At 61.4% G+C, this 26,089-nt stretch carries 23 protein-coding genes; 16 read left to right on the top strand and 7 right to left on the bottom strand.

Translation table 11 applies throughout. From position 1 onward, the window contains the following. Positions 1-183 precede the first annotated feature (183 nt). The 5 genes from C1M53_RS28965 (at position 184) to C1M53_RS28945 (ending at position 5,476) form a co-directional block, all read left to right on the top strand. Positions 184-1,482 (top strand): DUF445 family protein, encoded by a 1,299-nt coding sequence (locus C1M53_RS28965; protein WP_129415520.1) that lies wholly within the window; start codon positions 184-186, stop codon positions 1,480-1,482. 171 nt (positions 1,483-1,653) lie between these two features. Next, positions 1,654-2,082: a phasin family protein gene (locus C1M53_RS28960; protein WP_129415519.1), complete on the top strand. Its 429-nt coding sequence runs from the start codon at positions 1,654-1,656 to the stop codon at positions 2,080-2,082. Next, positions 2,083-2,454, top strand: a complete 372-nt coding sequence (locus tag C1M53_RS28955; RefSeq protein ID WP_129415518.1) for a VOC family protein — start codon at positions 2,083-2,085, stop codon at positions 2,452-2,454. A gap of 54 nt (positions 2,455-2,508) precedes the next feature. Then, positions 2,509-3,771 carry an alpha-hydroxy-acid oxidizing protein gene (locus C1M53_RS28950; protein ID WP_129415517.1) on the top strand — a complete coding sequence of 421 codons (1,263 nt, stop codon included), beginning with the start codon at positions 2,509-2,511 and terminating at the stop codon, positions 3,769-3,771. A 199-nt stretch (positions 3,772-3,970) separates the two neighbouring features. Further along, positions 3,971-5,476 carry an ATP-binding protein gene (locus C1M53_RS28945; protein WP_129415516.1) on the top strand — a complete coding sequence of 502 codons (1,506 nt, stop codon included), beginning with the start codon at positions 3,971-3,973 and terminating at the stop codon, positions 5,474-5,476. Between the two features lie 35 nt (positions 5,477-5,511). On the opposite strand, the gene C1M53_RS28940 is transcribed toward C1M53_RS28945, so the two are convergent. Together C1M53_RS28940 and C1M53_RS28935 are read right to left on the bottom strand one after the other, a co-directional pair. Continuing rightward, positions 5,512-6,288 (bottom strand): alpha/beta hydrolase, encoded by a 777-nt coding sequence (locus C1M53_RS28940; RefSeq protein WP_129415515.1) that lies wholly within the window; start codon positions 6,286-6,288, stop codon positions 5,512-5,514. A gap of 192 nt (positions 6,289-6,480) precedes the next feature. Continuing rightward, a complete protein-coding gene (locus C1M53_RS28935; protein WP_165358274.1) occupies positions 6,481-7,935 on the bottom strand; it encodes a wax ester/triacylglycerol synthase family O-acyltransferase in 1,455 nt (484 codons plus the stop codon). A gap of 249 nt (positions 7,936-8,184) precedes the next feature. On the opposite strand from C1M53_RS28935, the gene C1M53_RS28930 reads away from it, so the two are divergent. From C1M53_RS28930 to phaZ, 4 genes are all read left to right on the top strand, one after another. Beyond that, positions 8,185-9,882, top strand: a complete 1,698-nt coding sequence (locus tag C1M53_RS28930; protein WP_129415513.1) for a long-chain-fatty-acid--CoA ligase — start codon at positions 8,185-8,187, stop codon at positions 9,880-9,882. Positions 9,883-9,949: 67 nt separating this feature from the next. Then, the gene (locus C1M53_RS28925) at positions 9,950-10,435 is read left to right on the top strand and encodes a MaoC family dehydratase (RefSeq protein WP_129415512.1); all 486 of its coding nucleotides are present in this window, start codon (positions 9,950-9,952) and stop codon (positions 10,433-10,435) included. Between the two features lie 3 nt (positions 10,436-10,438). After that, entirely contained in the window at positions 10,439-12,190 is a 1,752-nt protein-coding gene (locus tag C1M53_RS28920; RefSeq protein ID WP_129415511.1) for an alpha/beta fold hydrolase, read from the top strand. Positions 12,191-12,230: 40 nt separating this feature from the next. Beyond that, the gene (gene phaZ / locus C1M53_RS28915) at positions 12,231-13,061 is read left to right on the top strand and encodes a poly(3-hydroxyalkanoate) depolymerase (RefSeq protein WP_245488340.1); all 831 of its coding nucleotides are present in this window, start codon (positions 12,231-12,233) and stop codon (positions 13,059-13,061) included. Positions 13,062-13,079: 18 nt separating this feature from the next. Here the strand turns inward: phaZ and C1M53_RS28910 are convergent, their stop codons facing one another. The 3 genes from C1M53_RS28910 to C1M53_RS28900 are packed head-to-tail and all read right to left on the bottom strand — an operon-like array spanning position 13,080 to position 15,515. Then, positions 13,080-14,120, bottom strand: coding sequence for a zinc-dependent alcohol dehydrogenase family protein (locus C1M53_RS28910; protein WP_129415510.1), 1,041 nt, complete (start codon positions 14,118-14,120; stop codon positions 13,080-13,082). Positions 14,121-14,163: 43 nt separating this feature from the next. Further along, positions 14,164-14,817, bottom strand: coding sequence for a maleylacetoacetate isomerase (gene maiA, locus C1M53_RS28905; protein ID WP_129415509.1), 654 nt, complete (start codon positions 14,815-14,817; stop codon positions 14,164-14,166). Further along, positions 14,814-15,515, bottom strand: a complete 702-nt coding sequence (locus C1M53_RS28900) for a fumarylacetoacetate hydrolase family protein (protein ID WP_129415508.1) — start codon at positions 15,513-15,515, stop codon at positions 14,814-14,816. Before C1M53_RS28900 ends, maiA begins: the two co-directional genes overlap by 4 nt. Before the next feature lie 225 nt (positions 15,516-15,740). Between C1M53_RS28900 and C1M53_RS28895 the strand changes: the two genes are divergently transcribed. Then, complete coding sequence (locus tag C1M53_RS28895; RefSeq protein WP_129416407.1) at positions 15,741-16,424, top strand: response regulator transcription factor; 684 nt, start codon at positions 15,741-15,743, stop codon at positions 16,422-16,424. A gap of 59 nt (positions 16,425-16,483) precedes the next feature. On the opposite strand, the gene C1M53_RS28890 is transcribed toward C1M53_RS28895, so the two are convergent. Both C1M53_RS28890 and C1M53_RS28885 read right to left on the bottom strand, forming a co-directional pair. Beyond that, positions 16,484-17,818, bottom strand: a complete 1,335-nt coding sequence (locus tag C1M53_RS28890; protein ID WP_129415507.1) for a hybrid sensor histidine kinase/response regulator — start codon at positions 17,816-17,818, stop codon at positions 16,484-16,486. A 5-nt stretch (positions 17,819-17,823) separates the two neighbouring features. Beyond that, the gene (locus C1M53_RS28885; protein WP_129415506.1) at positions 17,824-19,038 is read right to left on the bottom strand and encodes an FIST signal transduction protein; all 1,215 of its coding nucleotides are present in this window, start codon (positions 19,036-19,038) and stop codon (positions 17,824-17,826) included. Positions 19,039-19,250: 212 nt separating this feature from the next. Here C1M53_RS28885 and C1M53_RS28880 point away from each other — a divergent pair, with 212 nt between their 5' ends. The 6 genes from C1M53_RS28880 to C1M53_RS28855 all read left to right on the top strand — a co-directional run bounded on the left by C1M53_RS28880 (position 19,251) and on the right by C1M53_RS28855 (position 26,025). Continuing rightward, positions 19,251-19,751, top strand: a complete 501-nt coding sequence (locus C1M53_RS28880; RefSeq protein ID WP_129415505.1) for a (2Fe-2S)-binding protein — start codon at positions 19,251-19,253, stop codon at positions 19,749-19,751. A gap of 124 nt (positions 19,752-19,875) precedes the next feature. Then, complete coding sequence (locus tag C1M53_RS28875; protein ID WP_129415504.1) at positions 19,876-22,218, top strand: xanthine dehydrogenase family protein molybdopterin-binding subunit; 2,343 nt, start codon at positions 19,876-19,878, stop codon at positions 22,216-22,218. A gap of 104 nt (positions 22,219-22,322) precedes the next feature. Then, a complete protein-coding gene (locus tag C1M53_RS28870) occupies positions 22,323-23,132 on the top strand; it encodes a xanthine dehydrogenase family protein subunit M (RefSeq protein ID WP_129415503.1) in 810 nt (269 codons plus the stop codon). A gap of 179 nt (positions 23,133-23,311) precedes the next feature. Continuing rightward, positions 23,312-23,962 carry a class I SAM-dependent methyltransferase gene (locus tag C1M53_RS28865; RefSeq protein ID WP_129415502.1) on the top strand — a complete coding sequence of 217 codons (651 nt, stop codon included), beginning with the start codon at positions 23,312-23,314 and terminating at the stop codon, positions 23,960-23,962. 137 nt (positions 23,963-24,099) lie between these two features. Further along, positions 24,100-24,522 (top strand): GNAT family N-acetyltransferase, encoded by a 423-nt coding sequence (locus C1M53_RS28860; protein WP_129415501.1) that lies wholly within the window; start codon positions 24,100-24,102, stop codon positions 24,520-24,522. 126 nt (positions 24,523-24,648) lie between these two features. Next, on the top strand, positions 24,649-26,025 hold the full coding sequence (locus C1M53_RS28855) for an OFA family MFS transporter (protein ID WP_129415500.1): 1,377 nt from the start codon (positions 24,649-24,651) through the stop codon (positions 26,023-26,025). The last annotated feature ends 64 nt before the right edge of the window (positions 26,026-26,089 follow it).

The following is a 26,089-nucleotide window of genomic DNA, read 5'->3' as shown; positions in this document are numbered from 1 at the left end:
ATGCAATATTTCATCTAACCCTTTGTCACCAAAGCATTTAAAAAGTCGCTGGCTAAGCGATGTGAGGCCGAGGTCGTCGTTGACTGGTTCGGGGCGCGACCGAAAAGCTCATGCAATCGGCATGCGCAAACCTTACTTTCCGATGCTAAGCTTTGTTCGAGCAGCAGCAGGAGCGGACCGTAAATGTCGCAGCAGGATGCTACCGCCGCAGGGTTCTTGAGTTCTGACAAGGATGCCGAGGCAAAACTTGCCGCACTGCGGCGCACGAAGTTCGTGGCCGCCGCGGCACTGGCGCTCTGCGTGGTGGTATTTGCTGTCTCGAAGTCCCTGGAGGGAAGCTATCCGTGGCTGGCCTTCATTGCCGCCTTTGCCGAGGCCGCGACCATCGGTGGTCTGGCCGACTGGTACGCAGTGGTGGCGCTGTTCAAGCGACCGCTTGGCCTGCCGATTCCGCACACAGCGATCATTCCAGAGAACCAGACCCGCATTGCAGACAATCTCGGCCGCTTCATCGAGGTCAATTTCCTGGCACCTGGCCCGGTTCGGGAAAAACTGAACGAGGTCGACTTTGCCTCCCTGGTCGCTGACTGGCTGGCCGATGAAGAACGCGCCGCGGGTCTGTCGCGTTTCGTCGTGCGGCTGGTGCCGCAGACGCTCGGCGCCATCGAGCAATCCGGCCTGCGCGGCTTCGTCACCCAGCGCATGCTGGAACAGATGGAAAAGGTCCAGGTTGCACCGCTGGCGGCGGAACTGCTGGAGGCTTTCACCGAGGATCGTCGTCACCAGAAGCTGTTCGATGAGTTCACCCGGGTCATCGGCCGATTTCTCAACGACGAACAGGCGCTGGCCACCATGCGCGAGAAGATCCGCGAGGAGTTGCCTTCGCTTTTCAATCTGTTTCGCGCCGATGCCTATCTTCTGAAGAAGATCGTGGCTTCCGCCGGATCGCTGCTGGAGGAGGTGAGGGCCGATCCCGATCACCCCATGCGCGAGGAATTCGACCGTTTCGTCGCCAAGTTCATCGATCGGCTGCGCCAGTCGAAGGAATATGCCCGTCGCGCTGAGCGGTTGAAACGGGGTTTCCTGGCTCGGCCGGAAATCCGCGATCTGGCGCATGACATGTGGGACAGCCTGCGTCGTTTCATCGAGCAGGATGCGGTCGCCGAAAACTCGATGATCCGGCAACACCTGACCGGCATGTTCATCGAGGTCGGACGGCACCTCGCGGGTGATCCGCAGATCAGGGCGGACATGAACCAGGGCTTTGTCGTTGCCTTGGCCTCTTTCGTGGAAAGCCAGAAGAGCGGGGTTTCCAAATTCATCGCCGATCAGGTTAAGCGCTGGGATCTCGCGCAGCTTACCCGCCTGATCGAGATGAACATTGGCCGCGACCTGCAATACATCCGCTTCAACGGCATGATCATCGGCGGCCTCGCCGGTCTGGCGCTCTACACGGTGGAACGGCTGTTTCTCGTCAATTGACGGTTGTGTTCCCTGGTCTATTCTCACCCTCGCGGCAATGGCGCCAGCAAGCGCATGACCCCGAAAATCGGGTTCGATTTTCGGAAAGGATCATGCGCCAAATCAAAGTGTTGGAGCGTCCTTTGCGCGTCCAAACGGACGCGCGGCGCTCTAAAGGAGGAGATGACGACCATGGCAAAACAGCCCGAACCCGAATCCTTCATGGACATGTTCAGCAAGCTCGGCCGCGACCTGAAGATGCCGCAGGTGGATGTCGATGCGATCCTCAGTCATCACCGCAAGAACCTCGAAGCGCTGGAGAAATCGGCTCGGGCGACCGCAACAGGTGCATCCTCGATCATGGCCAGGCAGCGCGAAGTTCTGCAGGAGTCCCTGCGTGAGATCACCGAATTCGGCCAGAATTACCGTGCGCCCGGCAATCCGCAGGAGCTGATCGCCAAGCAGGCTGACTTCGCACGCAAGTCCTTTGAAGCGGCGGTGAAGAACGCCGGCGAAGTTGCCGAAATCGTCAAGAAGTCGGGTACGGAATCCGTCGATATCCTCCGGGCTCGTATCAAGGACGCTATGGACGAGATCCGGCAGAGCTACGAGAAGAAGTAGGTGGCTACCGTCCGATACTTTGTCGGCGACGTCGGTGCCTCAGTCTCCTTTTATACAACGCATCTGGGCTTCGCCTTGCGACAGCAGTTCGGTCCCAACATGGCGATCCTTGATCGGGGTGACCTCACGCTATGGCTGGCGGGACGCCAAGCTTCCGCTTCTCGACCGATGCCGGATGGCAGCGTACCCGAGCCAGGTGGCTGGAACAGGTTCGTCCTCGAGGTGACGAATCTGCCTGCCTTTGTAAAAGCCTTGCAGGATGGCGGCGTGTCGTTTCGCAATACTATGGTCGAGGGTCCGGGCGGCCGACAGATCCTGTGCATGGACCCTTCAGGCAATGTGATCGAATTGTTCGAAGCGGCAGGAAACTGATCTGCGGGGCGTTGTTGACGCCCAAGCCCGCGAGAGAGTTGGTCGGAGAGAGGAATGAGCCAAACACAGGCCGGCAATGCGCCTGGTCGCCTGCGCCAGATGCAGATCTATGTAACCGGCGCAGGCGGCAGGCGTCCGACCGTTCCGGTCGCGCCGGATCTGCTGGAACAGGCGGCGATCCGCAAGATGACACAGGAGGCCGCCGCCTACATTGCCGGAGGAGCTGGCAGTGAGGCGACGATGCGCGCCAACCGCAGCGCTTTCGAACGCCATCAGATCGTGCCGCGCGTGTTGCGGGATGTTTCCCGGCGCGATCTTTCCGTGGCGTTGTTCGGCCGCCGCCACACGGTGCCGATCCTGCTCGATCCGGTCGGTGTGCTGGAGATGGTGCATCCCGAGGCCGATCTTGCTGTTGCCCGCGCGGCAGCCGCGGAAAACATCGCCTATGTCTTCTCCAACCAGGCATCCGTGCCGATGGAACAATGCGCTGCAGCCATGGGCGATGCGCCGCGCTGGTTTCAACTTTACTGGTCCAGCGACGACGATTTTGTCCGCTCTGTGGTCGGGCGTGCCGAGAAATGCGGCTGCGAAGCGATCGCCGTCACGCTCGACACCACGTTGCTGGGCTGGCGCCCGCGCGACCTCGACGCCGCCTACCTGCCGTTCCTGCGTGGGCTGGGGCTCGGGCAATATCTCAGTGATCCCGTTTTCAGGTCCAAAATTCCGCCCAGTCCGCCAGAGACCGGCGTCCGGCCACGTGGCTTCGATCTGATCTCGACCGCGCTCAGCCTGCGCCGCAAGGGTAAGCAATTTGGCCTGTCGATGCAGCAGATGCGTGCCGCAGTTGCCCATTTCACCGCCACTTATTCGCGGCCGGACCTGAACTGGGGTGACATCAAGCGACTGCGCGGCATGACGAAGCTGCCGATCCTGCTCAAGGGTATCCGCCACGCCGATGACGCACGGCTGGCGCATGAGCACGGGGTCGACGGCATCATCGTTTCCAATCATGGTGGTCGCCAGGTCGATGGGGAAATCGCCACGCTGGATGCCTTGCCAGGTATCGTTTCCGCGGCCGGTGGCTTGCCCGTCCTGCTCGATTCCGGCATCCGTTCGGGCAGCGATGTTGCCAAGGCGCTGGCGCTCGGCGCCACGGCCACGCTGATCGGTCGGCCCTATGTCTACGCATTGGCGCTCGCCGGCGAAACCGGCGTGCGCGAAGTGATCCGCAACATTGTTGCCGAATTCGACCTGACACTCGCTCTGGCCGGGCTGACCAAGGCAAGTGATCTCGACGGTTCGGTGCTGACGGGATAGGGCACCTCTTCTGTGGGTTTCGCCGGTCGGCCGCTGCATCCCGGCTGGCGAGATGCTAGACGTCCCCTCCAAATGTCTGGAGCGTGGCGCCGAAAAGTTGCAGACTTTTCGGACAAGAATCATACGCGCAACAAGAGATAGAGCGGGTTGCCGGTTCATCGTGATCGGGCTCTGCTCTGGAATTCGGCCGGGGTTTTGAATGAAGGTAGCCATCGAGATGGGGACGGCGTCTGGCGCAGCCGCCACGCTCGATCTTGAGGAGTTGCTGGCGACACGTCTGCTGGTGCAGGGCAATTCCGGCTCCGGCAAGTCGCATCTCCTGCGCCGTCTTCTCGAACAGAGCGCACCCTGGGTGCAGCAGGTGGTGATCGACCCAGAGGGCGATTTCGTCACGCTCGCCGACCGTTTCGGACACATCGTGGTCGATGCGCAGCGCACGGAGGCCGAACTCACCGGCATTGCCGGCCGCATTCGCCAGCACCGCGCCTCCGTCGTGCTTAATCTCGAAGGTCTCGACGTCGAACAGCAGATGCGTGGTGCCGCGGCCTTCCTGAACGGCATGTTCGATGCGGAGCGCGATTACTGGTATCCCGTGCTGGTGGTGGTGGACGAGGCTCAGCTGTTTGCGCCTGCGGTGGCCGGGGAGGTTTCCGACGAAGCCCGCAAGGTTTCGCTCGGTGCCATGACCAACCTGATGTGCCGGGGCCGCAAGCGTGGCCTTGCCGGCGTCATCGCCACGCAGCGGCTGGCCAAGCTCGCCAAGAACGTGGCGGCGGAAGCCTCCAACTTCCTGATGGGCCGCACCTTCCTCGACATCGACATGGCGCGTGCTGCCGATCTGCTTGGCATGGAACGCCGCCAGGCAGAGATGTTCCGCGATCTGGCGCGCGGTAATTTCGTGGCGCTCGGGCCTGCCATGTCGCGGCGGCCGTTGCCGGTCGCCATTGGCACGGTCGAAACGTCGGCGCGCTCGGTCAGCCCCAAGCTGACGCCGCTGCCGGAGGCAATCGAGGATGTCGAAAGCCTGATCCTGACGCCGAGCCCGGAGGAGTTGCGCCAACCGGTGGTGCGTCGCCCGCGTCCGCCTGCACCGACCCCGACCGCTGACATTCTGGAACAGTTGGCGCGTGCATTGCCCGAACAGGCTGCCGCGTCGGAGCCTGCACCGACCCTGTTCGACGAGGTCGAGCGTGAGGCGCTGATCAAGGCGGTACTATCGGAAATCGTGGAAGACCCTGATGCTGCTTTCCGAGCAGATTCATTGCTTTACCAGGACTTTCTGGTGCGTTGCCGCATCCGCCGTGTGCCGGGTGAACCGCTTGGCCTTTCCGTATTCCGCCGGCGGCTGGCCATCGCCAAGACCGGTATCGACGAGACGACGGCGGCAAGCGATGTCTGGCAACAGGCTCTGGCGCTGTCCGCCGATGTTCCTGAAGATCTGCAGGCGGTGTTCCTGATTGTGGCGCAGGCGGCTGTGACCGGCTCGTCGTGCCCATCCGACGCTGCGCTGGCGCGGGCCTACGGCACGCAATCCGCGCGCCGTGCGCGGCGCCTGCTGTCTTTTTTCGAGGAACGTGGCCTGGCTGTGCTGCGGACCGATTTTCATGGACGTCGTGTGGTGGCCTTCCCCGATCTCGGTTGCGAGACCGCGCCGGGCGATCCCAACCGGCTGGACGACGTACCGGAACAGCAGGCGGCCGAGTAGCCGACGCCTGTGCCGGGTTTTCTCAGGCTGTTGAATTAGTTCCGTTTCGGATCGGGAAAAAACAGGCTCTTGAAGCCGCCGCGGTCAAACGGCGTCCACTCGCCTTCGCGTTGCGCCAGACGGTCGGCAATCGCATAGACAGCAGCCGGATGGTGGCCGAGGCCGCAATGGCTCGCTTCCACCTCGATGCTCTCGGTGTGCGGCAACTCGTTTTCCATGCAGGCCTGCCAGGCGCAGATGCCGTCTGTGCGGCTGTAGATCGCCGTTGTCGGGACCGGGGGCGATTCCGAAATCGCGCCACCCATATGGCCTTCGCGATCATCGACCTTATGGCCCGAGGTGAACTCGTAAAGCTTCCACGCGTTCGTCGCGCGTGGATCGCCGTTGAACGGGCTGCCCAGCGTGATCACCAGGCGCACGTCGTCGGGCAGCATCTTGGCGAGCTGCCGCGCATAGATGCCGCCGAGGCTCCAGCCGACAAGGCTCACCTTGCGCTCATGTTTGTCGGCCAGCTCCTTGAGGCGGTCGATCATCTTGCTTTCGACGCCGGGCAAGGGGCCGTAGTTGCGGCCGAGGTCCCAGCCATAGCTGGCATAACCTTTGGATTTCAGGAAGCCGCGCAGCGCCACCGTCGATCGATCGCTGGTGACGAGGCCCGGCAGCACCAGAACGGGATGGCCGTCGCCACGCGGTGCCAGCGCCGTCAGCAGCGGCAGCGAAGCGACGAAACCGCCGAGTTCGGGCAACGCCCTGAGTTCCAGCGCGAACAGCAGTCGCGAAGGCGGTTTCAGCGTATCAGCGTGGGCCATCATGGCTCCTGTCGGTCGATTCCGGCTGCACTCAACGCAGACTATGCCGCTTTTGTTCACAAAACTGCAATATTGCGTGCGGTTTCCGCAGCGGCAGCGGAGCTTTTCGGCTTTCAGCGGAAACGCTCCGGCTCTTTGCCCTTCCGCAATTCCTGGCGGAAAACGCTGCGTACTTTTCCTGGAATTGCACCGGATTCATTGCTTTGTAGGCTTCGGCGGAGGCGCAGGCAGTTTTTCGGCCGCGGCCTTGAGCTCTGCCATGGCCGTCACCAGCAGGTCGCCGAGATGGTCGATATCCGGTACCGCACGGCGGTCGGCGGTGATCCCGAAGTCGAGCCGGTCCTGATAGCTCTGCACGGTGATGTTGAGGGCAATGCCGTGGATCGGGATCGAAACGGGGAACATCGCCAGCACCTTGGCCCCGGCACAGAAAACCGGGATCGGTGGCCCGGGAACGTTGGAGATGGTGAGATTCGTGGTCGACGGCATCACGTCGGCAAGGCCCGTGCGGCCATAGAGCTGGGCAAGGCCCGGAAACAGGATCGGCGCGCCAAGCAGCGTGTAGTCTTTCGGTGAAACATCTTTCACCGTTCCGGCCAAAGTTTTGGAATCGCCGCTGTTTTTTCGGATTGCCATCAATCGTTCCAGCGGATCGGCAAGCTCCGTTGCGATCGGGCAGAACATGCCGAAGACCTGGTTGGAAGCATCCATGTCACCCGGCTGGCGCAACGAGATCGGCACGAAGGCCACCAGCGGTTTCTTCGGCAGGGCTTCGTGATCTTCGAGATAGGCCCGCAATGCGCCGGCACTCACCGCCATCACCACATCGTTGATCTTGGTGCCGGTTGCCTTGGCAATCATCTTGGCGTCGCCGAGCGACAAGGCGCGGGCGGCGAAGGATCGCTGCGCGGTGATGGTGACGTTGAATGGCGTCTTGGGAGCCAGGATATCGGGAATGCCAGGCAAGCCAACGCCCTTGTTTTCGCCATTTCCGCTCTTGGCGATGAGCAGGTCGGTCAATGTACCGAGCACCTGCGGCACGGCTTCCATCGCCTTCAATTGCTGGCGCATCACATTCTGCACCACGTCATTGATGCCCAGGATGGCGCGCTCCTCGATCGTCGGCTTGCGGACGGCCGGCTTTGGCTCCGGCGGCTTCACCTTTCGTGGCTGGGGCGACATGTCGTAGAGGGCTGCCGCAATCGCCATGCCGGCACCGCCATCGATCGCGGCATGGTGCATCTTGGAGTAGATGGCGACATTGCCGTCATCGAGGCCATCGATCACCGTGAATTGCCAGAGCGGTCGTGAGCGGTCGAGCAGGGTCGAATGCAATTCGCCGACCATGTCCTCCAGCTGCTTCCAGCTGCCCGGCGCCGCCAGTGTCGATCGACGCAGATGATAGGAGATATCGATCTCGCCGGCGTCGACCCAGGCCGGGTGGTCGAGCTCCAGCACGGTTCGGGCGAGCTTCTTTTCGAAGATCGGCGCCAGATGCATCCGGGTGAGGAAGAAGTCCTTGAAATGATCGTAGAAGGAGCCCGAAAGATCGGCCGGCGGCTCATAGAGCGTCAGACCGGCGACATGCATCGGCGTTTCCGGCGTCTCCATGTATAGAAATGTGGCGTCGATGCCGCCGAGCTGCTTCATGCGTCCCTCCTGGCCAATTGTTACGGTGGAGAGCCGCCCGGCCATGCGGCCTCTTTCTCCGATCATTTGCCGGATCGTGGCCAAAGGCAAGCTGCCGCACCGTAACGGGAGCTTGCGAGACGTGTCCTGTACCGCCCGCATCCATTGCCGCTGGGTAATCACTGTGAGCCGCCTAAGACGCAGGCTGCGGCTTCCCAAGCCTTTTCTGCGCGTCTAGATTGCTGGAAACGCGGTCCAGGGGAGGAGCGCATGGAGCGTATCTGGGTAAGGAATTACCCGGCCGGCGTGCCGGCTGAGGTCGACATCAACCAGTATTCGTCTGTCGTTGCGCTGTTCGAGGAGAGCTTCGCGAAATACAGGAACGAAAAGGCCTATGTCTTCATGGACAAGGCCCTGACCTTCGGCGAGGTCGACAGCCTTTCGCGTGACTTCGCAGCCTATCTGCAGGGGCTTGGCCTGAAGCGGGGCGACCGCGTCGCCATCATGATGCCGAACGTACTGCAATATCCGATTGCCGTCGCCGCGGTCATGCGTGCCGGTTTCATCGTCGTGAATGTCAATCCGCTCTACACGCCGCGGGAGCTGGAGCATCAGCTCAACGATTCCGGCGCGCAGGCGATCATCATCCTGGAGAATTTCGCGGCGACGCTGCAGGAGGTCATCCGCGGCACCCCGGTCAAACATGTCGTGCTGGCCAGTGTCGGCGATCTGCTGGGCTTTCCGAAAGGCATTGTCGCCAATCTGGTGCTGCGCAAGGTCAGGAAGGCGATACCGGCCTTTTCCTTGCCAGGTGCCGTGCGCTTCAATGCGGCGCTGGCCGCAGGCAGGGGCAAGAAGCTCGATCGGCCGGACATCGGACCGAATGATCCCGCGGTGCTGCAGTACACCGGTGGCACAACCGGTGTTTCCAAAGGCGCGACGCTGCTCCACAGCACCATCATCGCCAATCTGCTTGCCTCGGAAGCGTGGACGCAACCGGGCCTCAAGCGCAGGCCGATCAGCGGACAGCTCACTTTCATAACCGCGCTGCCGCTCTATCATGTCTACGCTTTCATCACCTGCGGCCTGCTCGCCATGCGCACCGGCGGCGTAAACGTGCTGATCCCCAATCCGCGCGACATTCCGGCGATGATAAAGGAAGTCGCGAAGTACAGGTTTCATGTGATGCCGGGCGTCAACACACTGTTCAATGCGCTCGCCAACAATCCGGAATTCGCCAAGCTGGATTTTTCGCAGTTCCGCATCGCCAATGGCGGCGGCATGGCCGTGCAGGAGGCGGTGGCCAGGAAGTGGCTGGAGGTTACCGGCTGCCCGATCGTCGAGGGTTACGGACTGTCTGAAACCTCCTCCGGCATCGCCTGCAATCCAACTGACAACGATGCCTACACCGGCACGATCGGCCTGCCTTTGCCGAATGTCGAAATCAGGCTGCTCGACGACGACGGCAATGATGTGCCACACGGCCAGCCCGGTGAGATCGCCATTCGTGGGCCGCAGGTCATGGCCGGCTATTGGAACCGGCCTGACGAGACCGAGAAGGTGATGACGCCGGACGGTTTCTTCAAATCCGGCGACATCGGCATCATGGATGAGAACGGCTACGTGAAGATCGTCGACCGTAAGAAGGACATGATCCTGGTTTCCGGCTTCAACGTCTATCCGAACGAGGTCGAGGCGGTTGCTGTTCTGCATCCAGGCGTTCTGGAGGCTGCCGTTGTCGGCGTGCCGGACAAGAATTCCGGCGAAGCGGTGATGATGTTCGTCGTGCGGAAGGATCCGACACTCAGCAAGGAAGTGCTGGCGGAATTCTGCGTCAAACATCTCACCGGCTACAAGAAGCCGAAATATATCGAGTTCAGGAACGATCTGCCGCGAACCAATGTCGGCAAGATACTGCGCCGCGAGTTGCGCGACGAGGTGATCAGGGAGATGGCAGCGCCACGATGAGTCCTGAATTGACAGGGCTGCGCGTTCATGGTCGGACGGGGCAGCTGAAACAATCAGGAATGAGGGAATGAGCAAGACACCTCCGACCTACGAACAGCTCCGGGGCATGACCGGGCAGGAGCTCGGTTTTTCCGACTGGGTAGAGGTCGATCAGACGCGCATTGATCAATTTGCCGAGTGCACCGAAGACCGGCAGTGGATCCATACCAGTCCCGAGCGGGCGAAGAAGGAGAGTCCGTTCCGCACCACGATCGCCCATGGCTATCTCAGCCTGTCGCTTATCGGCGGTCTCAGCCAGCAGATGAATGTCGTGCCTGAGAACACCCAGGCCGTCTTCAACTATGGCCTGGATAAGGTGCGCTTTCTGGCGCCGGTCAGGGTGGGTACGCGGGTCAGGCTACGTGCTTCGTTGATCTCGGTGGAGGATAAGGCCCCTGGTCAGTATCTGATGAAGTTCGCCAACACGATCGAGATCGAGGGCGAGGAGAAACCGGCGCTGATGGCCGAAACGCTGGCCATGTTCTACGAGCGGCGGAGAAAAACGGGAGGATAGTTCATGGCGAAGGCGCCGGCGAAGGACAGCAAGGACGGCGAAAAGCACGGTGAGGAGAGGGCGAGGGACACGCGCCCGCTTTCCGAGCAGATCGCCGATGAGGCGGCTGAAAACACGCTGGCGCTCAATCCTCTTGTCGGCCTTCGCACGCAGGATATCGCCGCCGCAACCGGCTCCGTACTGAAAGCGCTGGCCAGCCACCCGCAGGCCCTGGCCGAACAATGGCTCGCCTTCGCCAGCGAGTTCGGCAAGATCGTCACCGGCCAGTCCGAGATTGCCGCCGACCCCAAGGACCGTCGCTTCGCCGATCCGGCCTGGAAATCGAGCAGCCTGCACAAGGCAGTGATGCAGTCCTATGTCGCCTGGAGCAAGTCGGTGACCGAGCTGGTCGCCAAGACCGACCTGCCCGAGAAGGATGCAGCGCGCGCGCGGCTGATCACCTCCATCTTCGTCGACACGATGGCACCTTCCAACAACCCTGCTTTGAACCCGACCGCCATCAAGACGCTGGTGGATACCGGCGGTAAGAGTGCTGTGAGCGGGCTGAAGAATTTCCTCGACGACATGACACGCAATGGCGGCCTGCCGTCATCAGTCGACGCTTCCAAGTTCAAGGTCGGCGAGAACCTCGCCAACAGTCCAGGCACCGTCGTTTTCAGGAACGAGGTGCTGGAGCTCGTTCACTACACGGCAACGACCGAAAAGGTCTATCAGCGGCCGTTGCTGGTCGTTCCACCGCAGATCAACAAGTACTATTCGGTCGATCTTTCGCCGGACAAGAGCATGATCAAGTTCCTGCTCAGCCACGGCATCCAGCCCTATTGCGTCTCCTGGCGCAACCCGACGCCGGAACAGCGCGACTGGGGGCTCGACACCTATATCGCTGCGCTCGACGAGGCATGCGATGCCGCGCGCGAGATCACCGGCTCCGACACCGTCAACATTATGGGCTCCTGCTCGGGTGGCATCACGCTGTCGACCTATGTCGCCTGGCTTGCCGCGCAGCAGAAGCAGAAGATCAACGCCGTCATCCTGGCGGTCTGTGTGCTCAACACCCAGGCCGACACGGATTCGGATTTCGCGGCCCTGGTGACGCCAGAGACGATCATGGCTGCCAAGCAGATGTCGAAGGCGAGGGGCATCCTCGACGGCCACGAAATGGCGAAGATGTTTGCCTGGATGCGGCCGAACGACCTGATCTGGAACTACTGGGTCAACAATTATCTGCTCGGCAACGCGCCGCCGGCCTTCGACGTGCTCTACTGGAACGCCGACACCACCCGCCTGCCGGCCCGGCTGCACGGCGACTTCCTGGACCTCATTTTCACCAATCCGTTCATGAACCCGGGCAAGATGTCGATCCACGGCGTGCCGATCGACATGGGCAAGGTGAAACACGACACCTATGTCATCGGCGGTACCACCGACCACATCACGCCATGGAAGGCGGTCTACCAGACCGCACGTCTCTATGGCGACAACACCACCTTTATCCTCTCCAACTCCGGCCATCTGCAGAGCCTGCTCAACCCGCCCGGAAATCCAAAGGCCTGGTATGTGAAGGGCAAGACCAAGGAGAAGGATGCCGACGCCTGGACTGCGAAGGCTGAAAAGCATGAGGGAAGCTGGTGGCTCGACTGGGCCGCCTATCTCAAGGAGCGTTCAGGCGAAGAGGTTGCGGCACCGAAGGCACCGGGCAGTACCCGGCACAAACCGGTGGGGTCGGCTCCGGGTACCTACGTGTTCGAACCGTGACCCATCGCAAGAAATACTGAAACGAACGGGGATGGACTGAATGGCGATGGCTGCAGGCAAGGCCAAGGCGGACGGCGCGATGGACATCAAGATGTTCGATGTCGACGGACAGCTGCTGCGGGTCGGGATTCGTCATGGCAGTTCCAATCGTCCGCCGTTGATGATGTTCAACGGCATCGGCGCCAATCTGGAGCTGGCCGCCCCCTTCATGGCAGCATTGGAGGATACGACCGGCATCATTTTCGACGTGCCGGGCGTTGGTGGCTCGCCCAACCCCATCTTTCCCTATCGGCCTTCGACGCTGGCGCGGCTCGGAAAACGCCTCGGCGAAATCCTCGGCCATGACAGGCTGGACATTTCCGGCGTGTCGTGGGGCGGTGGGCTCGCCCAGCAATTCGCCTTCCAGTACCCTTCGGTATGCCGCAAACTGATCCTGGCAGCCACCGCACCCGGGATCACCATGGTGCCGGGCACTCCCGCCGTGCTTTCGAAGATGGCGAGCCCGCGCCGCTATACCGATCCCGGCTACATGCGTTCGATCGCAGCGGAGATTTATGGCGGCGACTTCCGCAAGGATCCGACACTGATCAACCGCCATGCATCCGCCATGAAGGGCGCTTCGCAATACGGTTATTTCCTGCAGCTCTTCGCGATGAGCGGCTGGACCAGCTTGCCCTGGCTATGGATGCTGCGTCAGCCGACCTTGATCATGGCCGGTACCGACGATCCGCTGGTGCCGGTGATCAACGCCAGGATGCTCAACACCATGATCGCCCGGTCGCGGCTGGAACTGCTTGACGATGGCCATTTGTTCCTGGTGACCAAGCCGAAGCAGTCGGCCGAGATGATCGAGGCTTTCCTGCGGGAATGACCAACGCGATCGGCGGTATCAGAACTGCGTCACCACGCCGATGCCCGTGCCCTCGAAATTGCCCATCGCCATCAGCGCTGCCGGGGCCTCGTCTAGGCTGTAGGTCCTGCCGATCAACAGGTCGGGCCGCAGCTTGCCGGTCTTGATCATTTCCATCATCGCACCGTAGCGGAATGCCTGCATGCCGTGGCTGCCGCGGATTTCGAGTTCGTGGGCGATGATCTTGGCCATCGGAACCGCCGCCTTGGCGTGATCGCCAAGCATCAAGCCAACTTGCACATGCCGGCCACGGCGGCGCAAATTGGAGATCGAGTTGTAGGATGTCGTCGGATGGCCGAGTGCATCCATCGACATATGGGCCCCACCATTGGTGATCTGCTTCACCGCCTTCACCACATTGGACGTTTCCGATGCGTTGATCGTGGCGACGGCTCCCAGTTTCCTTGCCAGCTCGAGCTTCTCGCTGGTGAGGTCGATCGCCACGACGTTTGCGCCCATGGCATTGGCGATCATGATCGCCGACAGGCCAACTCCACCGCAGCCATGCACGGCCACCCATTCGCCGGGCGTGACACGGCCCTGGTCGACCACGGCACGAAAGGACGTCACGAACCGGCAACCGAGGCTGGCAGCCGTGGCGAAGTCCATTTCTTCGGGAATGGCAACCAGATTGGTGTCGGCGTGATCGATCGCGACATATTCGGCATAGGAACCCCATGCCGAAAAACCGGGCTGGAACTGGTGCTCACAGACCTGGTGATTGCCGGAGGCGCACTCGAAGCAATGGCCGCAGGCTGCCACGAACGGCACGGTCACACGCGCGCCGGCTTTCCAGTTGTGCACCTGGCGGCCCGCGGCCACGACGATGCCGGCAAGTTCATGCCCTGGCACATGCGGCAGGCGGATATCTGGATCGTGCCCCATCCAGCCGTGCCAGTCGCTTCGGCACAGCCCGGTCGCGGCGACCTTGATCACCACGCCGTCGGGCGAGGGAACAGGATCCGGCACAGTGCGGATCACCGGTGTTTCCCCGAATTTTTCGAACACGACGGCCTTCATCGGTAGTCTCCGTTCAAAGTCTTTTTCTTGGGCAATGCAGGGGCTAGCTCTCCGCGTCGGGCTGGTTCTGCGGTGCTGCCTTCTGGAAAGCGGGCAGCTCCATGCAGGCGGCATTGATGCGCGAGATGACGGGATAAGGAGACATGTCGACGCCGAAACGCGCGTTGTTGGCGACCTGAGCGACCAGGCATATGTCGGCCAGCCCCGGCGTCTCTTCGTGGCAGAACGTTCCCGTTTGTGGTGACGAAGACAACATCTTCTCAAGAGGTTGGAAGCCTTCGTTGACCCAGTGACGGAACCAGTTGACGACGTCCTCGTCGCCAGCGCCGAACACCGTGCGGAGGCTGGTCAACACGCGCAGATTGTTCACCGGATGGATATCGCAGGCGATCATCTGGGAGAGCATGCGCACGCGGGCGCGGCCGGCGACATCCTTGGGAAGCAGTGCCGGCTCCGGTCTGGTCTCGTCCAGAAACTCGATGATGGCGAGCGACTGGGTGAGCAAGGTGCCGTCATCCCAGATCAGCGCCGGAACCAGCCCCTGCGGGTTGACCGAGAGATAGGCGGGCTCGAGATGCTCGCCGTGACGCAGGTGGTGCGGCACATAGGTATAGGCGATGCCCTTCATATCGAGCGCGATGCGGACGCGGTAGGAAGTCGACGAGCGGTAGTAGTTGTGCAGGACGATTTCACTCATCGAGGTTGCCCTATGGCGAGTTCGATCGAGCCGATGCCGTCGACCCCACCGCTGATCCGGTCGCCGGCGACGAGCGGACCGACGCCGGCCGGCGTGCCGGTGAAAATGAGATCGCCGGGGGCAAGCTCCATCGCCTCGCTGCAGATGGCCACTATGTCGGCGATTGGCCAGATGAGCTCCTCGAGATCGCCTTCCTGCTTGACCGCGCCGTTCACCGAAAGCCAGATCCGGCCCTTCTGGGGATGACCGGATTGCGCGGACGGCACCAGTGGCCCGCAGGGTGCCGAGAGGTCGAAAGCTTTGGCCCAATCCCATGGCCTCGCGGCCTTCTTCGCTTCGTCCTGCAGGTCCCGGCGTGTCAGGTCGATGCCGACGCCATAGCCCCAGACATGATCCAGGGCCTCAGCAACGGGGATCCGGAAACCACCCTTGCCGATGGCGGCCACCAGCTCGATCTCGTGATGCAGGTTCTTCGTCAGGGCGGGATAGGGAATCGTCTGTCCGGAATCGACCACGGCATCGGCGGGTTTGGTGAAGAAGAAGGGTGGATCGCGCTCGTCATTGCCAAGCTCGCGCGCATGGGCGGCATAGTTGCGACCTACGCAGAAGATACGCCGCACCGGGAACCGCGCGGATGAGCCGGCGATGGCGACAGACGGTGTTGGTGGTGTCGCCAAGGCAAATGGCTCATGTCTCATCCTTTCCCTGCCGATCCCGGCATCTCGATCGCGCGCACATTCGGTTGTTTTGGATCGAGGGGCAAGGCATCACATTCCGCAAACCGGATGCCTCCTGCGATCAACAGTTGATTGTTCGTGGCAGACTGGCACGATCGCCTTGCCAATGTACTATTGGCTAATGAACGGATTGTCGGTGCAGGCGTATGTTGCCTCATGACGACCGAGATCGGGGCAAGTGCGGCCATGAGTGCAGCGAGCGAAGTCGCAAGATTTCTGATTATCGACGATCACCCGCTGTTTCGGGAGGCGCTGCACAGTGCCGTGCGCATGGCCTATCCCGAGGTTGACACCGTCGAGGCCCGTTCGATCGGTGAGGCGGTCGAATTGCTGACCGACGCGCGGCCATTCGACCTCGCGCTGCTCGACCTTTCCATGCCCGACGTCCATGGTTTCGAAGGGCTGCTGCAATTGCGTACGCGCTATCCCCACCTGCCGGTCGTGATCGTCTCCGGCTATGAGGATCCCAAGATCATTTCCGAGGCCCTGTCCTATGGAGCTGCGGGCTTCATTCCAAAATCGGTGCGCAAGGACGATCTCGCGGCAGCCATCCGCTCCGTTATGGAAGGCGCGATCTATGTGCCTGACACCTACACGGCCGAACAGCCTGACACGGAAAGCAGCGATCGCGCTGACATGGTGCAGCGGCTGTCACGCCTGACCCCGCAGCAGTTGCGGGTGCTGCAGATGCTGCGCCAGGGCATGCTGAACAAGCAGATCGCCTATGAACTGCAGGTTGGCGAGACGACGGTGAAGGCGCATGTCTCGGAAATCCTGCGCAAGCTCAACGTGTACAGCCGCACGCAGGCGGTGATCGAGGTGTCGAAACTCGACAACGCTGAATTGTTCCGGGATCAGCAGGGGTTCTAGCGGAGTAAGGCAGCAGGGCAAAGCATCATCTTTGTTGCCCTATTTCCCTGGCTGCCCTCCTACGCCAGCAGATGCGCCAGCAGCGCTCGAAGTTGTGCCGGTTTCAACGGTTTGCGCATGAATTCGATGCCAGCGGCACGGGCGGCATTCACGACGCTTTCCGAGGGATCGGCCGTGACGAGCAGGGCGGGAACGGCACGGCCGAGATAATCGCGCACCTGCGACACCGTCATGGTGCCGAGGTCGCCGCCCTCAAGGTGCTGGTCAGCGATGATGATGTCGGGCACCCAGTCTGTATCGCCCAGTGCGTCCAGTGCCTCGTCGGTCGACGTCGCCGCGCGTACCGTGCATTGCCAGCGCTCCAGCAACGAGGTCATGGCAGCCAGCACGTCTGCATCGTTCTCCACGAGCAGGACCTTGGTGCCGAAGAGGCCATACCCTGGCTGCCGCTCGATCTCGACTGTCCCCGGTTCCGGGACCGAGTGCGCGGAAACGGGCACATCGATGTGAAAGATCGTGCCGCGCCCGACGGTGGAGGAAAAGGTTACGGGATGGCCGAGTGCGCCAGCCATGCGCCTGACGATGGCCAGTCCGAGTCCAAGGCCACCACTGGCCAGTTCGGCATCCGGCATTCGTGTGCCGCGATGAAATTCCTCGAATACCGCTTCGCGTTGATCCTCGGGAATGCCGCAGCCAGTGTCCGCAACATCGATGCGTATGATGTTTCCGCGCTGGCGTGTGCCGACAAGCACGCCGCCCTGCCGTGTATAGCGGAGCGCGTTGGAAAGGATGTTCTGCAAGATGCGGCGCAGAAGCGTGCGGTCGGACCGGACCGCGATTGCCGCCGGGCGGAACCGCAGTGAAAGCCCCTTGGTTTCGGCAATAGGCTGGAAGTCCGAGCGCAAGGCTGAAAACAGCGTCTCCAGATTGACGTCGGTCGTCTCGGGTTCGACCACGCCGGCATCCAGCTTGGAGATGTCGAGCAATGTATGCAGCAGGTCTTCCATGGTCTGCAGTGAACGCTCGACCTGACGAACCAGCTTGCGGCCTTCCTCTGACGTCTGCAGTTCGGCCAACGCCGATACCGACAGATGGGCGGCGTTCAACGGTTGCAGCACGTCATGGCTGGCGGCTGCCAGGAACCGGGTCTTGGAAAGATTGGCGTGTTCGGCGCTTTCCTTGGCGACCGAAAGCGCCATGTTCGACTGTTCCAGCCGGCGCAAGGTGGAGTGCAGTTCCTCCGTGCGCATGCGCACACGATTTTCCAGCGAAATCGCGGTCTGGAACAATGAGAACGCGTTGCCTTGCTGATCCATCGAACGTTCGACGCGGCTGACCAGTGCCGCGTTGATCTTCTTCAGTCGTTCTATGTCCCGGATGTCGTTGAGCGGCATCGGGCTTACTCTGCGGCCTGTGGGTGCCCGAAGGCGATGCCGGTGAATGTCTGGTTGAGGTGCATGGAGCGGTATTGTTCGCCATAGGTGCCGAAGCCGATCACCTTGTTCGCGCGATAGAGTTCGGAAATGTCGCGGAATACCTGGCGGTTGCGGGCATCCAGCCGGCGCAGGACGCAATCGAAGCCGAGGATCATGTCGATGGGACCCAGCTTGGCCTCGACATCCTTGAGCGTGGCCTTGGTGGTCTCGACCATTCCCAGGGGCTGGGCGACGGACAGGACCACACCGTCGTCGATGGCGCAGAAGAAGGACAGCGAGCCATCCGAATTCATCTTCTGGATGGAACGGCAGTAGTACTCGCCACCCACCTTCACCACGACCGGGTGCGAGGCGAAGGAGAATGGCGTCAGCGTCTGCTGCACGACACCGACGGCGGCGGCATATTCGGTGGCTGCGACATCGGCGTTGAATTCGCGCACGATGCGGTGATCGGGATCGGACGCCGTCACCACCAGTTTTTCGTCAGTCGGTACGAAATTGTCGGTTTTGAAGACGTGGAACGGGATGGTCGTGGCGATGAGCACGACAATGGCGCAGTCGGAAGCGACAAGGCCATTGCTGATCAGCGTGGTGGTCTCGAATTTGAGATCGTCGCCGGCCGACCCGCCGAGCAACGGGATGTCGTCCAGGCCCCAGTGGATCGCCGACGTGACGGCTTCTTCCGCGTAGGACAGGCCGTCGATGAAACAGAGCGCGAAGACATTGCCGGCACGCGCATATTTGCTGGTGGCGCGCAGCGTGCGTCGCAGCACCTCCACCTCGCCGGTGATGCCGTCCATCGCCGATGACGACAGGTCCTGCACCATGGCGCTGGCAACGGTGAAGGTGGCCGAAGGCAGCAGCATCGCCAGCATATGGCCTTCTTCCAACCCATCCGGCGTGATCTCGCCGGCGGTGGAGCAGGCGGCGTAGGCCAGGGCAGGGACATGTCGTTTCAGCGCATCCGCGAGCGTCTGCGCATCGATCAGGCTTTGCGAGAAAAACAGCAACATGTAGCCGGCACCGATCGCATCGGCTTCCCGAGCGATTTCGGCCGCAAAATGTTCCGCATCGGGCTCGCTTGAAGTGAGCGCCGACAGGCCGCACGCATAGCGCGTCCGCGAAGCGACCAGCTTCTCCTCCCCAATTTTGTCGGCGCTCCTCAACGCCGCCCGCATTGTTGCAATAGGCCTCCCCGAATGGCAATGGGGGCTGTCCTGAGCCCGTGACCGAAAGTACAATATACGGCGTATTGGCCGGATTGCATTCTCGCAAAACGGAGATGTTGGGAGCGAATTTCCAAGCGATTCCAGAACACAAGAATAGCGGTCTGCCGGTCCGTCCGGAGGAAACCGGCAGTCTACCGAGGTTGAACACCCAGGGAGGCTTCATGTCGGACATTTCGTTGACCGTGAACGGCAGACAGGTGCGCGCCACCGTCGAGGACCGCACGCTTCTGGTTCATTTTCTACGCGAACATCAAGGACTGACCGGCACGCATGTCGGTTGTGATACCTCGCAGTGCGGCGCTTGTGTCGTCCATGTCGATGGCAAGGCGGTGAAATCCTGCTCGATGCTGGCCGCCCAGGCATCCGGTTCGACAGTCGTGACCATCGAAGGCATCGCCAACGGTGCGGACCTGCATCCCGTGCAGGCAGCCTTCAAGGAACATCATGGCCTGCAGTGCGGCTTTTGCACCCCGGGCATGATCATGACTGCGACGGACATGATTGCGCGTCATCCCGAGGGACTCGACGAGGCAACGGTGCGCGCAGAGCTTGAAGGCAACATCTGCCGCTGCACCGGATACCATAACATCGTCAAGGCGATACTGGCTGCTTCTCAAGCGATGTCGAAGGCATCGAAGCCAAAGGCGAAGAAGGCTGCCTGAGCAGCACCAAGGCGAACAACCGGCCGGCGTCTGCCCATTGCTGCAAATCGATCAGGGACTGGTCGCAAAGCGCGGCTGAACCGGCCAGAACGAATTCACTTCAAGGTTCCGGAGGAGAATTTTGATGGGTATGGAAGGAATTGGCGCTCGCGTCACTCGCAAGGAAGACAAGCGCTTCATCACCGGCGCCGGCCGTTATGTCGACGACATGGTGGTTCCCGGCATGAAACATGCGGTCTTCGTGCGCAGCCCACATGCGCATGCGCAGATCAAGAAGATCGATGTCAAACAGGCGCAGGCCATGCCTGGCGTCGTCGCCGTCCTGACCGGCAAGGAATTGAAGGCGGACGGTATCGGCAATCTCATCTGTGGCTGGATGATCCACTCAAAGGATGGTTCGCCGATGAAGATGGGGGCCTGGTCGCCACTCGCCTTCGACCGCGTTCGTTATGTTGGTGATGCGGTAGCGATTGTGATCGCCGACACCAAGGGCGAGGCGCGCGATGCTGCAGAGGCTGTCGAGGTCACTTACAAGGAACTGAAAGCCGTCGTCGATGCGGTGAGGGCGCTGGAGAAGGGTGCGCCACAGCTGCATCCCGAAGCCGAGAACAACCTGATCTTCGACTGGGAGATCGGCGACGCCAAGGCGACGGATGCTGCCATCAAGGCGGCGCATCATGTCACCCGCATGAAGATCGTCAACAACCGCCTGGTTCCCAACGCCATGGAGCCGCGCGCGGCGCTCGGGCATTACGACAAGGGGGAGGATCATTACACCTGCTGGACGACATCACAGAACCCGCATGTCGCACGCTTGGTGATGAGCGCCTTCTACAACGTTGCGCCGGAAAACAAACTGCGTGTGATCGCCCCCGATGTCGGTGGCGGTTTCGGCTCCAAGATCTTCATCTATCCGGAAGAAGTCGTCTGCCTGTGGGCTTCCAAGAAGGCGGGCGTGCCGGTGAAATGGGTCGCCGACCGTACCGAGAGCTTCCTGACCGACGCGCATGGCCGCGACCATCACTCGACGGTGGAGATGGCCTTCGACAAGAACAACCGCATCACCGGCCTGAAGGTCGATACCGTCGCCAATCTCGGCGCCTACATGTCGCTCTTTTCGTCTTCGGTGCCGACCTATCTCTACGCCACGCTGTTGTCGGGCCAGTACAACATCCCTGCCATCCACGCCAATGTGCGCACCGTTTATACCAACACCGCGCCCGTTGACGCCTATCGCGGGGCCGGACGACCGGAAGCGACCTATCTGCTCGAGCGCACGATCGAAACGGCTGCGCGAGAACTCGGCGTGTCTCCCGCGGAACTGAGACGTATCAATTTCATTACCCAGTTCCCGCATCAGACACCGGTGATCATGTGTTACGACGCCGGCGACTATGGCGCTTCGCTCGAAGCCGCCATGAAAGCCGCCGACTATGCCGGTTTCACCAAGCGGCGCGACAAGGCCAGGAAGGCTGGCAAGCTGCGTGGCATCGGCATGAGCTGTTACATCGAAGCCTGCGGCATCGCGCCGTCGGCGGCGGTCGGCTCCCTGGGCGCCGGCGTCGGCTTGTGGGAATCGGCTGAAGTGCGCGTCAATGCGGTTGGTACCATTGAGGTGCTGACCGGTTCGCACAGTCACGGCCAGGGCCATGAGACCACCTTCGCACAGCTGGTCGCCGGACGCTTCGGCCTGCCGATCGACTCCATCAGCATCGTCCACGGCGACACGGACAAGGTGCAGATGGGCATGGGCACCTATGGCTCGCGTTCGGGAGCTGTCGGCATGAGTGCCATCGTCAAGGCTCTCGACAAGGTCGAGGCCAAGGCCAAGAAGATCGCGGCGCATCTTATGGAAGCCGACGAAGGTGACATCGTCATCGAGAACGGCGCGCTGAAAGTGGCCGGAACCGACAAGAACGTGCCGTGGTTCCAGATGGCGCTCGCCGCCTACACCGCGCACAATCTGCCGGGTGGCATGGAGGCCGGCCTCAAGGAGACGGCCTTCTACGATCCGACCAATTTCACCTTCCCGGCAGGTTGCTACATCTGCGAGCTCGAGGTCGATCCGGAAACCGGCCTGACCGAGATCATCCAGTTCGTGGCGGCTGACGATTTCGGCAACATCATCAATCCGATGATCGTCGAGGGGCAGGTGCATGGCGGCATTGCGCAAGGCGTGGGCCAGGCTTTGCTGGAAGGCGCTTTCTACGATGCCAGCGGCCAGCTGCTGACGGCAAGCTACATGGATTACACCATGCCGCGTGCCGGCGACCTGCCGTCCTTCAAGGTTTCGACCTCGAACACGCCGTGCCCCGGCAATCCTCTCGGCATCAAGGGCTGCGGCGAGGCAGGTGCCATAGGCTCGCCTCCCGCGGTCATAAATGCCCTTACCGATGCCTTGGGCATCGCCGATTTCACCATGCCGGCCTCGCCTTCAAGGGTGTGGGCGGCGGCGCAGAAACACTGAGGAAGTGAATAGCGAATAGGGAGTGGTGAGCAGAGCGGCGGTGTGGGAAAGAATTCCCTACTCACTATTCGCTACTCACTCTCTCCCGAAGGGAGAAAGAAACCATGTACTCCGTCAACTACCATCGCGCCAATTCCGTCGCCGATGCGGTGAAACTGCTGAAAACCGATGATGCCAAGCTGCTTTCGGGTGGCATGACGTTGATCCCGGCCATGAAAACACGCCTTGCGGCGCCGTCGGATCTTGTGGACGTGTCCAGAATAGCCGCGCTGAAGGGCATCAAGGTCAGCGGCAAGACCGTCACCATCGGCGCGGCCACAACGCATTACGAGGTTTCCACCGATGCCAAGCTGCAGAAGGCTTGTCCGGCATTGGCCGAACTGGCTTCGATGATCGGCGATCCGGCAGTGCGTCACCGCGGCACGATCGGCGGCTCGATCGCCAACAATGATCCGGCCGCCGACTATCCGGCCGCCATGGTGGCATTGGGGGCAACGATCGTCACCAACAAGCGCGAGATAGCCGCCGAAAAGTTCTTCAAGGGGCTGTTCGAGACGATCCTGAAGGACGGCGAAATCGTTACGGCGGTGACCTTCACCGCGCCCGCCAAGGCGGCATACCAGAAGTTCCGCAACCCTGCCTCGCGCTATGCCATTGTTGGTGTGTTCGTGACCAAGGGCAAGGCGACCGGCAAGGATGACGTGCGCGTCGCCGTCACCGGAGCCGGCGACAATGGCGTCTTCCGCGCGAAGACGATCGAGGCCGCATTGGCCGGGTCGTTTGATCCATCGGCGGTCGCGGGTGCCAGGATATCGGCGGACAACCTGATGACGGATATGCATGCGTCGGCCGACTACCGGGCAAACCTGATCAGCGTCATGGCAAAGCGTGCGGTCGCCGCCGCCAACGGCTGACGGCGAGCGCATTCAAGAGAAAGGAGCCTTGCGGCTCCTTTTTCTCGGCCTGTCGGCAGCGTTCGCTTAGACATTCTGCGGGGTCTCGTTGTTTCGTGAAGTATCATTGCTGACGCAATGCTCAGGTAATGCGTGCCTTCTATGCACGAAATCCGATAGCTGCATGGGGAGCACTCTGAATGAGCGTTGCGAGCGACGCCCGTTTCTGGGACCGAAGTTCGCGGAACTACGCCAAATCCGCGATCGCAGACGAGGACGGATATCAACGAACGCTCGATCGAACGCGGTCGCAGCTCAACTCCGACGATCATGTGCTCGAACTTGGCTGCGGCACGGGAACGACCGCATTGCGGCTGGCAGATGCGGTGAGGGGTTACCTGGCGACCGATTTTTCTCCAGCCATGATCGCGATCGCCGCGGAAAAACATGCGGCTGCGCCGATCCCGGGGCTCGAATTCCGCACGGCAACCGTTGAAGCCCTGCACACCGACGTCGGGCTCTTCAACGCGGTTCTCGGTTTCAACTATCTCCATCTCGTACGCGACCTGCCGGGTACGCTGCGCGGCATTCACGACCTGCTCGCTGCAAACGGACTGTTCGTTTCCAAGACGCCTTGTCTCGGTGACATGAACCCGCTGATCCGCCTGGCGCTTTTGCCGGCGCTTCGCATGATCGGCAAGGCGCCTTATGCCGGCACCTTCAGCACGAAGGAGCTCAGCCTTTGCATTGCACTCGCCGGTTTCGAGATTCTCGCCGTTGAGAACCATGCTGCCAAGGGCGACGACAAGCGACCCTATATCGTTGCGCGCAAGGCAAGTATTGGACGATAAGAACCTATATTCCGTTGTGCAGTGACGAAGCATTCGGCAATGCCCCTTTTGCTGACGGATTGCGGCCGGTTGGATCCAGCCGGCCTGCCTGATCGGTTTTGAACTCGAGCTAGGCTTCCGGCGACTGGAATGTGAGCATGCATGCAAGAACCATTCACGCGGAAAACTGCCATCTCGACTGGCTGTTGGCGCACGATCGCCATGCGCCCGAACAATGGATAAGGCGCTGCCTGTCGCTCGGCGAATACATCATCGCGGAGCTGGAGGGTGAACCCGCCGGTTTGCTGCGCTTCAGCTGGTTCTGGGGAACGATCCCTTTCATGGATCTGATCATGGTGCTTCCCGATCGTCGGCGTTCCGGTATCGGCACAGCGTTGTTCCGGCATTGGGAGGCCGCGATGCGGGACGCGGGCGCAACGCTCCTGATGACATCCTCGCAAGCCGACGAGGCCGAGCCGCAGGCCTGGCACCGCAGAAATGGTTTTCGCGACGCCGGAAGCGTGTCGTTTGGGCATTTGCAGCCTGTCGCGGAAGTATTCCTGGTCAAGGATTTGCGCTAGCCCCCGGGATTTCGGATTCTCATATTAGCGGGATCGAAATTAGACATTGGTAGTGGAGAGGCCATTCGCCGTTGCTTGCTTCCGCCGCAGTTCTATCCTCCCCGCACGAGACGAGGGAGGAGTAAGATGCAGGCTAGGACAGAAGCGCCGGGCAGTTGGCTCGACCGAACGCACACAGTCGCCGAACCCGGTTTCAACCGATGGCTGGTGCCGCCGGCAGCACTTTGCATCCATCTGTGTATCGGGCAGGCCTACGCCTTCAGCGTGTTCAACCTGCCCATGTCGAAGCTGATCGGCATCACGGAATCCGCGCCTGACGACTGGAAGCTGACCAGTCTCGGTTGGATTTTCTCGATCGCGATCGCCTTTCTCGGCATCGCGGCTGCCTTTGGCGGCGGCTGGCTGGACCGGGTCGGTCCACGCAAGGCGATGGCTTTGGCCGCCTGCTGTTTCGGGGGTGGCTTTCTCGTCTCTGCGCTGGGTGTTTATCTGCACCAACTCTGGATCATCTATCTGGGTTACGGCGTCATCGGCGGTATCGGTCTGGGCCTCGGCTACATCTCCCCCGTCAAGACTTTGATCACCTGGTTCCCGGACCGGCCCGGTATGGCGACCGGCATGGCAATCATGGGGTTCGGCGGCGGCGCCTTCATCGCTTCGCCGCTCTCGGTCTACTTGATGAAGCTGTTTTCGACCGACAGTCACGTGGGCGTTGCCGAAACCTTCCTGGTGCTGGGCGTCGTCTATTTCATCTTCATGATGATCGGCGCCACGCTGGTGCGCGTGCCCCCGGATGGCTGGCGGCCGGCCGGCTGGACGCCGCCGGTGAAACAGAGCGCAATGGTGACGAGCGCCAACGTTCATCTGGATGATGCGTTGAAGACGCCGCAATTCTGGCTGCTGTGGGGTGTGCTCTGCCTCAACGTGACCGCAGGCATCGGGGTGCTTGGTCAGGCATCGGCGATGAGCCAGGAAATGTTCCCGGGGCGTATTTCGCCGGCTGCTGCCGCAGGCTTCGTCGGCCTGCTGTCGATCTTCAACATGCTGGGCCGTTTCTTCTGGGCATCGACAAGCGATTTCATTGGCCGTAAAACCACTTACGCCATCTTCTTCCTGCTTGGCGTCATTCTCTACGCTGCGGTGCCGTGGACCGGCCAGACAGGCAGTATCTTCTTCTTTGTGCTGTTCTACGGCGTCATCCTGTCGATGTATGGCGGTGGTTTCGCCACCATACCCGCCTATCTGCGCGACGTGTTCGGCGTGCGTTATGTCGGCGCGATCCATGGACGCCTGCTGACCGCGTGGTCGGTCGCTGGCGTGCTCGGACCTGTGCTGGTCAACTACATTCGGCAGTATCAGATCGACAGCGGTGTGGCGAAGGCAGACGCCTATACGGTCACGATGTACATCATGGCCGGTCTGCTGGTTGTCGGGTTTGTGCTCAATCTTATGATGCGGCCGGTGAACGAGCGCTTTCACATGAGAGTCGAACAGCCAGCCTGAGGGAGGACAATATGGCCAACGTAACACAAGGCAGTTCAGTCAAGCTGCTGCTCGCCTGGCTGCT

The sequence above is a fragment of the Mesorhizobium sp. Pch-S genome (assembly GCF_004136315.1).
Taxonomy (GTDB): Bacteria; Pseudomonadota; Alphaproteobacteria; order Rhizobiales; family Rhizobiaceae; genus Mesorhizobium.
This window is presented reverse-complemented; position numbering and strand designations above follow the sequence as displayed.

What these genes read in the sequence shown, in the direction of transcription:
- C1M53_RS28875 (WP_129415504.1), top strand. Translation starts at nt 19,876, where the DNA reads ATGGGTATGGAAGGAATTGGCGCTCGCGTCACTCGCAAGGAAGACAAG.
- C1M53_RS28855 (WP_129415500.1), top strand. Translation starts at nt 24,649, where the DNA reads ATGCAGGCTAGGACAGAAGCGCCGGGCAGTTGGCTCGACCGAACGCAC.
- C1M53_RS28925 (WP_129415512.1), top strand. Translation starts at nt 9,950, where the DNA reads ATGAGCAAGACACCTCCGACCTACGAACAGCTCCGGGGCATGACCGGG.
- C1M53_RS28930 (WP_129415513.1), top strand. Translation starts at nt 8,185, where the DNA reads ATGGAGCGTATCTGGGTAAGGAATTACCCGGCCGGCGTGCCGGCTGAG.
- C1M53_RS28865 (WP_129415502.1), top strand. Translation starts at nt 23,312, where the DNA reads ATGAGCGTTGCGAGCGACGCCCGTTTCTGGGACCGAAGTTCGCGGAAC.
- C1M53_RS28900 (WP_129415508.1), bottom strand. Translation starts at nt 15,515, where the DNA reads ATGAGACATGAGCCATTTGCCTTGGCGACACCACCAACACCGTCTGTC.
- maiA (WP_129415509.1), bottom strand. Translation starts at nt 14,817, where the DNA reads ATGAGTGAAATCGTCCTGCACAACTACTACCGCTCGTCGACTTCCTAC.
- C1M53_RS28860 (WP_129415501.1), top strand. Translation starts at nt 24,100, where the DNA reads ATGCATGCAAGAACCATTCACGCGGAAAACTGCCATCTCGACTGGCTG.
- C1M53_RS28950 (WP_129415517.1), top strand. Translation starts at nt 2,509, where the DNA reads ATGAGCCAAACACAGGCCGGCAATGCGCCTGGTCGCCTGCGCCAGATG.
- C1M53_RS28895 (WP_129416407.1), top strand. Translation starts at nt 15,741, where the DNA reads ATGAGTGCAGCGAGCGAAGTCGCAAGATTTCTGATTATCGACGATCAC.
- C1M53_RS28890 (WP_129415507.1), bottom strand. Translation starts at nt 17,818, where the DNA reads ATGCCGCTCAACGACATCCGGGACATAGAACGACTGAAGAAGATCAAC.
- C1M53_RS28940 (WP_129415515.1), bottom strand. Translation starts at nt 6,288, where the DNA reads ATGATGGCCCACGCTGATACGCTGAAACCGCCTTCGCGACTGCTGTTC.
- phaZ (WP_245488340.1), top strand. Translation starts at nt 12,231, where the DNA reads ATGGCGATGGCTGCAGGCAAGGCCAAGGCGGACGGCGCGATGGACATC.
- C1M53_RS28945 (WP_129415516.1), top strand. Translation starts at nt 3,971, where the DNA reads ATGAAGGTAGCCATCGAGATGGGGACGGCGTCTGGCGCAGCCGCCACG.
- C1M53_RS28965 (WP_129415520.1), top strand. Translation starts at nt 184, where the DNA reads ATGTCGCAGCAGGATGCTACCGCCGCAGGGTTCTTGAGTTCTGACAAG.
- C1M53_RS28935 (WP_165358274.1), bottom strand. Translation starts at nt 7,935, where the DNA reads ATGAAGCAGCTCGGCGGCATCGACGCCACATTTCTATACATGGAGACG.
- C1M53_RS28880 (WP_129415505.1), top strand. Translation starts at nt 19,251, where the DNA reads ATGTCGGACATTTCGTTGACCGTGAACGGCAGACAGGTGCGCGCCACC.
- C1M53_RS28960 (WP_129415519.1), top strand. Translation starts at nt 1,654, where the DNA reads ATGGCAAAACAGCCCGAACCCGAATCCTTCATGGACATGTTCAGCAAG.
- C1M53_RS28910 (WP_129415510.1), bottom strand. Translation starts at nt 14,120, where the DNA reads ATGAAGGCCGTCGTGTTCGAAAAATTCGGGGAAACACCGGTGATCCGC.
- C1M53_RS28920 (WP_129415511.1), top strand. Translation starts at nt 10,439, where the DNA reads ATGGCGAAGGCGCCGGCGAAGGACAGCAAGGACGGCGAAAAGCACGGT.
- C1M53_RS28885 (WP_129415506.1), bottom strand. Translation starts at nt 19,038, where the DNA reads ATGCGGGCGGCGTTGAGGAGCGCCGACAAAATTGGGGAGGAGAAGCTG.
- C1M53_RS28870 (WP_129415503.1), top strand. Translation starts at nt 22,323, where the DNA reads ATGTACTCCGTCAACTACCATCGCGCCAATTCCGTCGCCGATGCGGTG.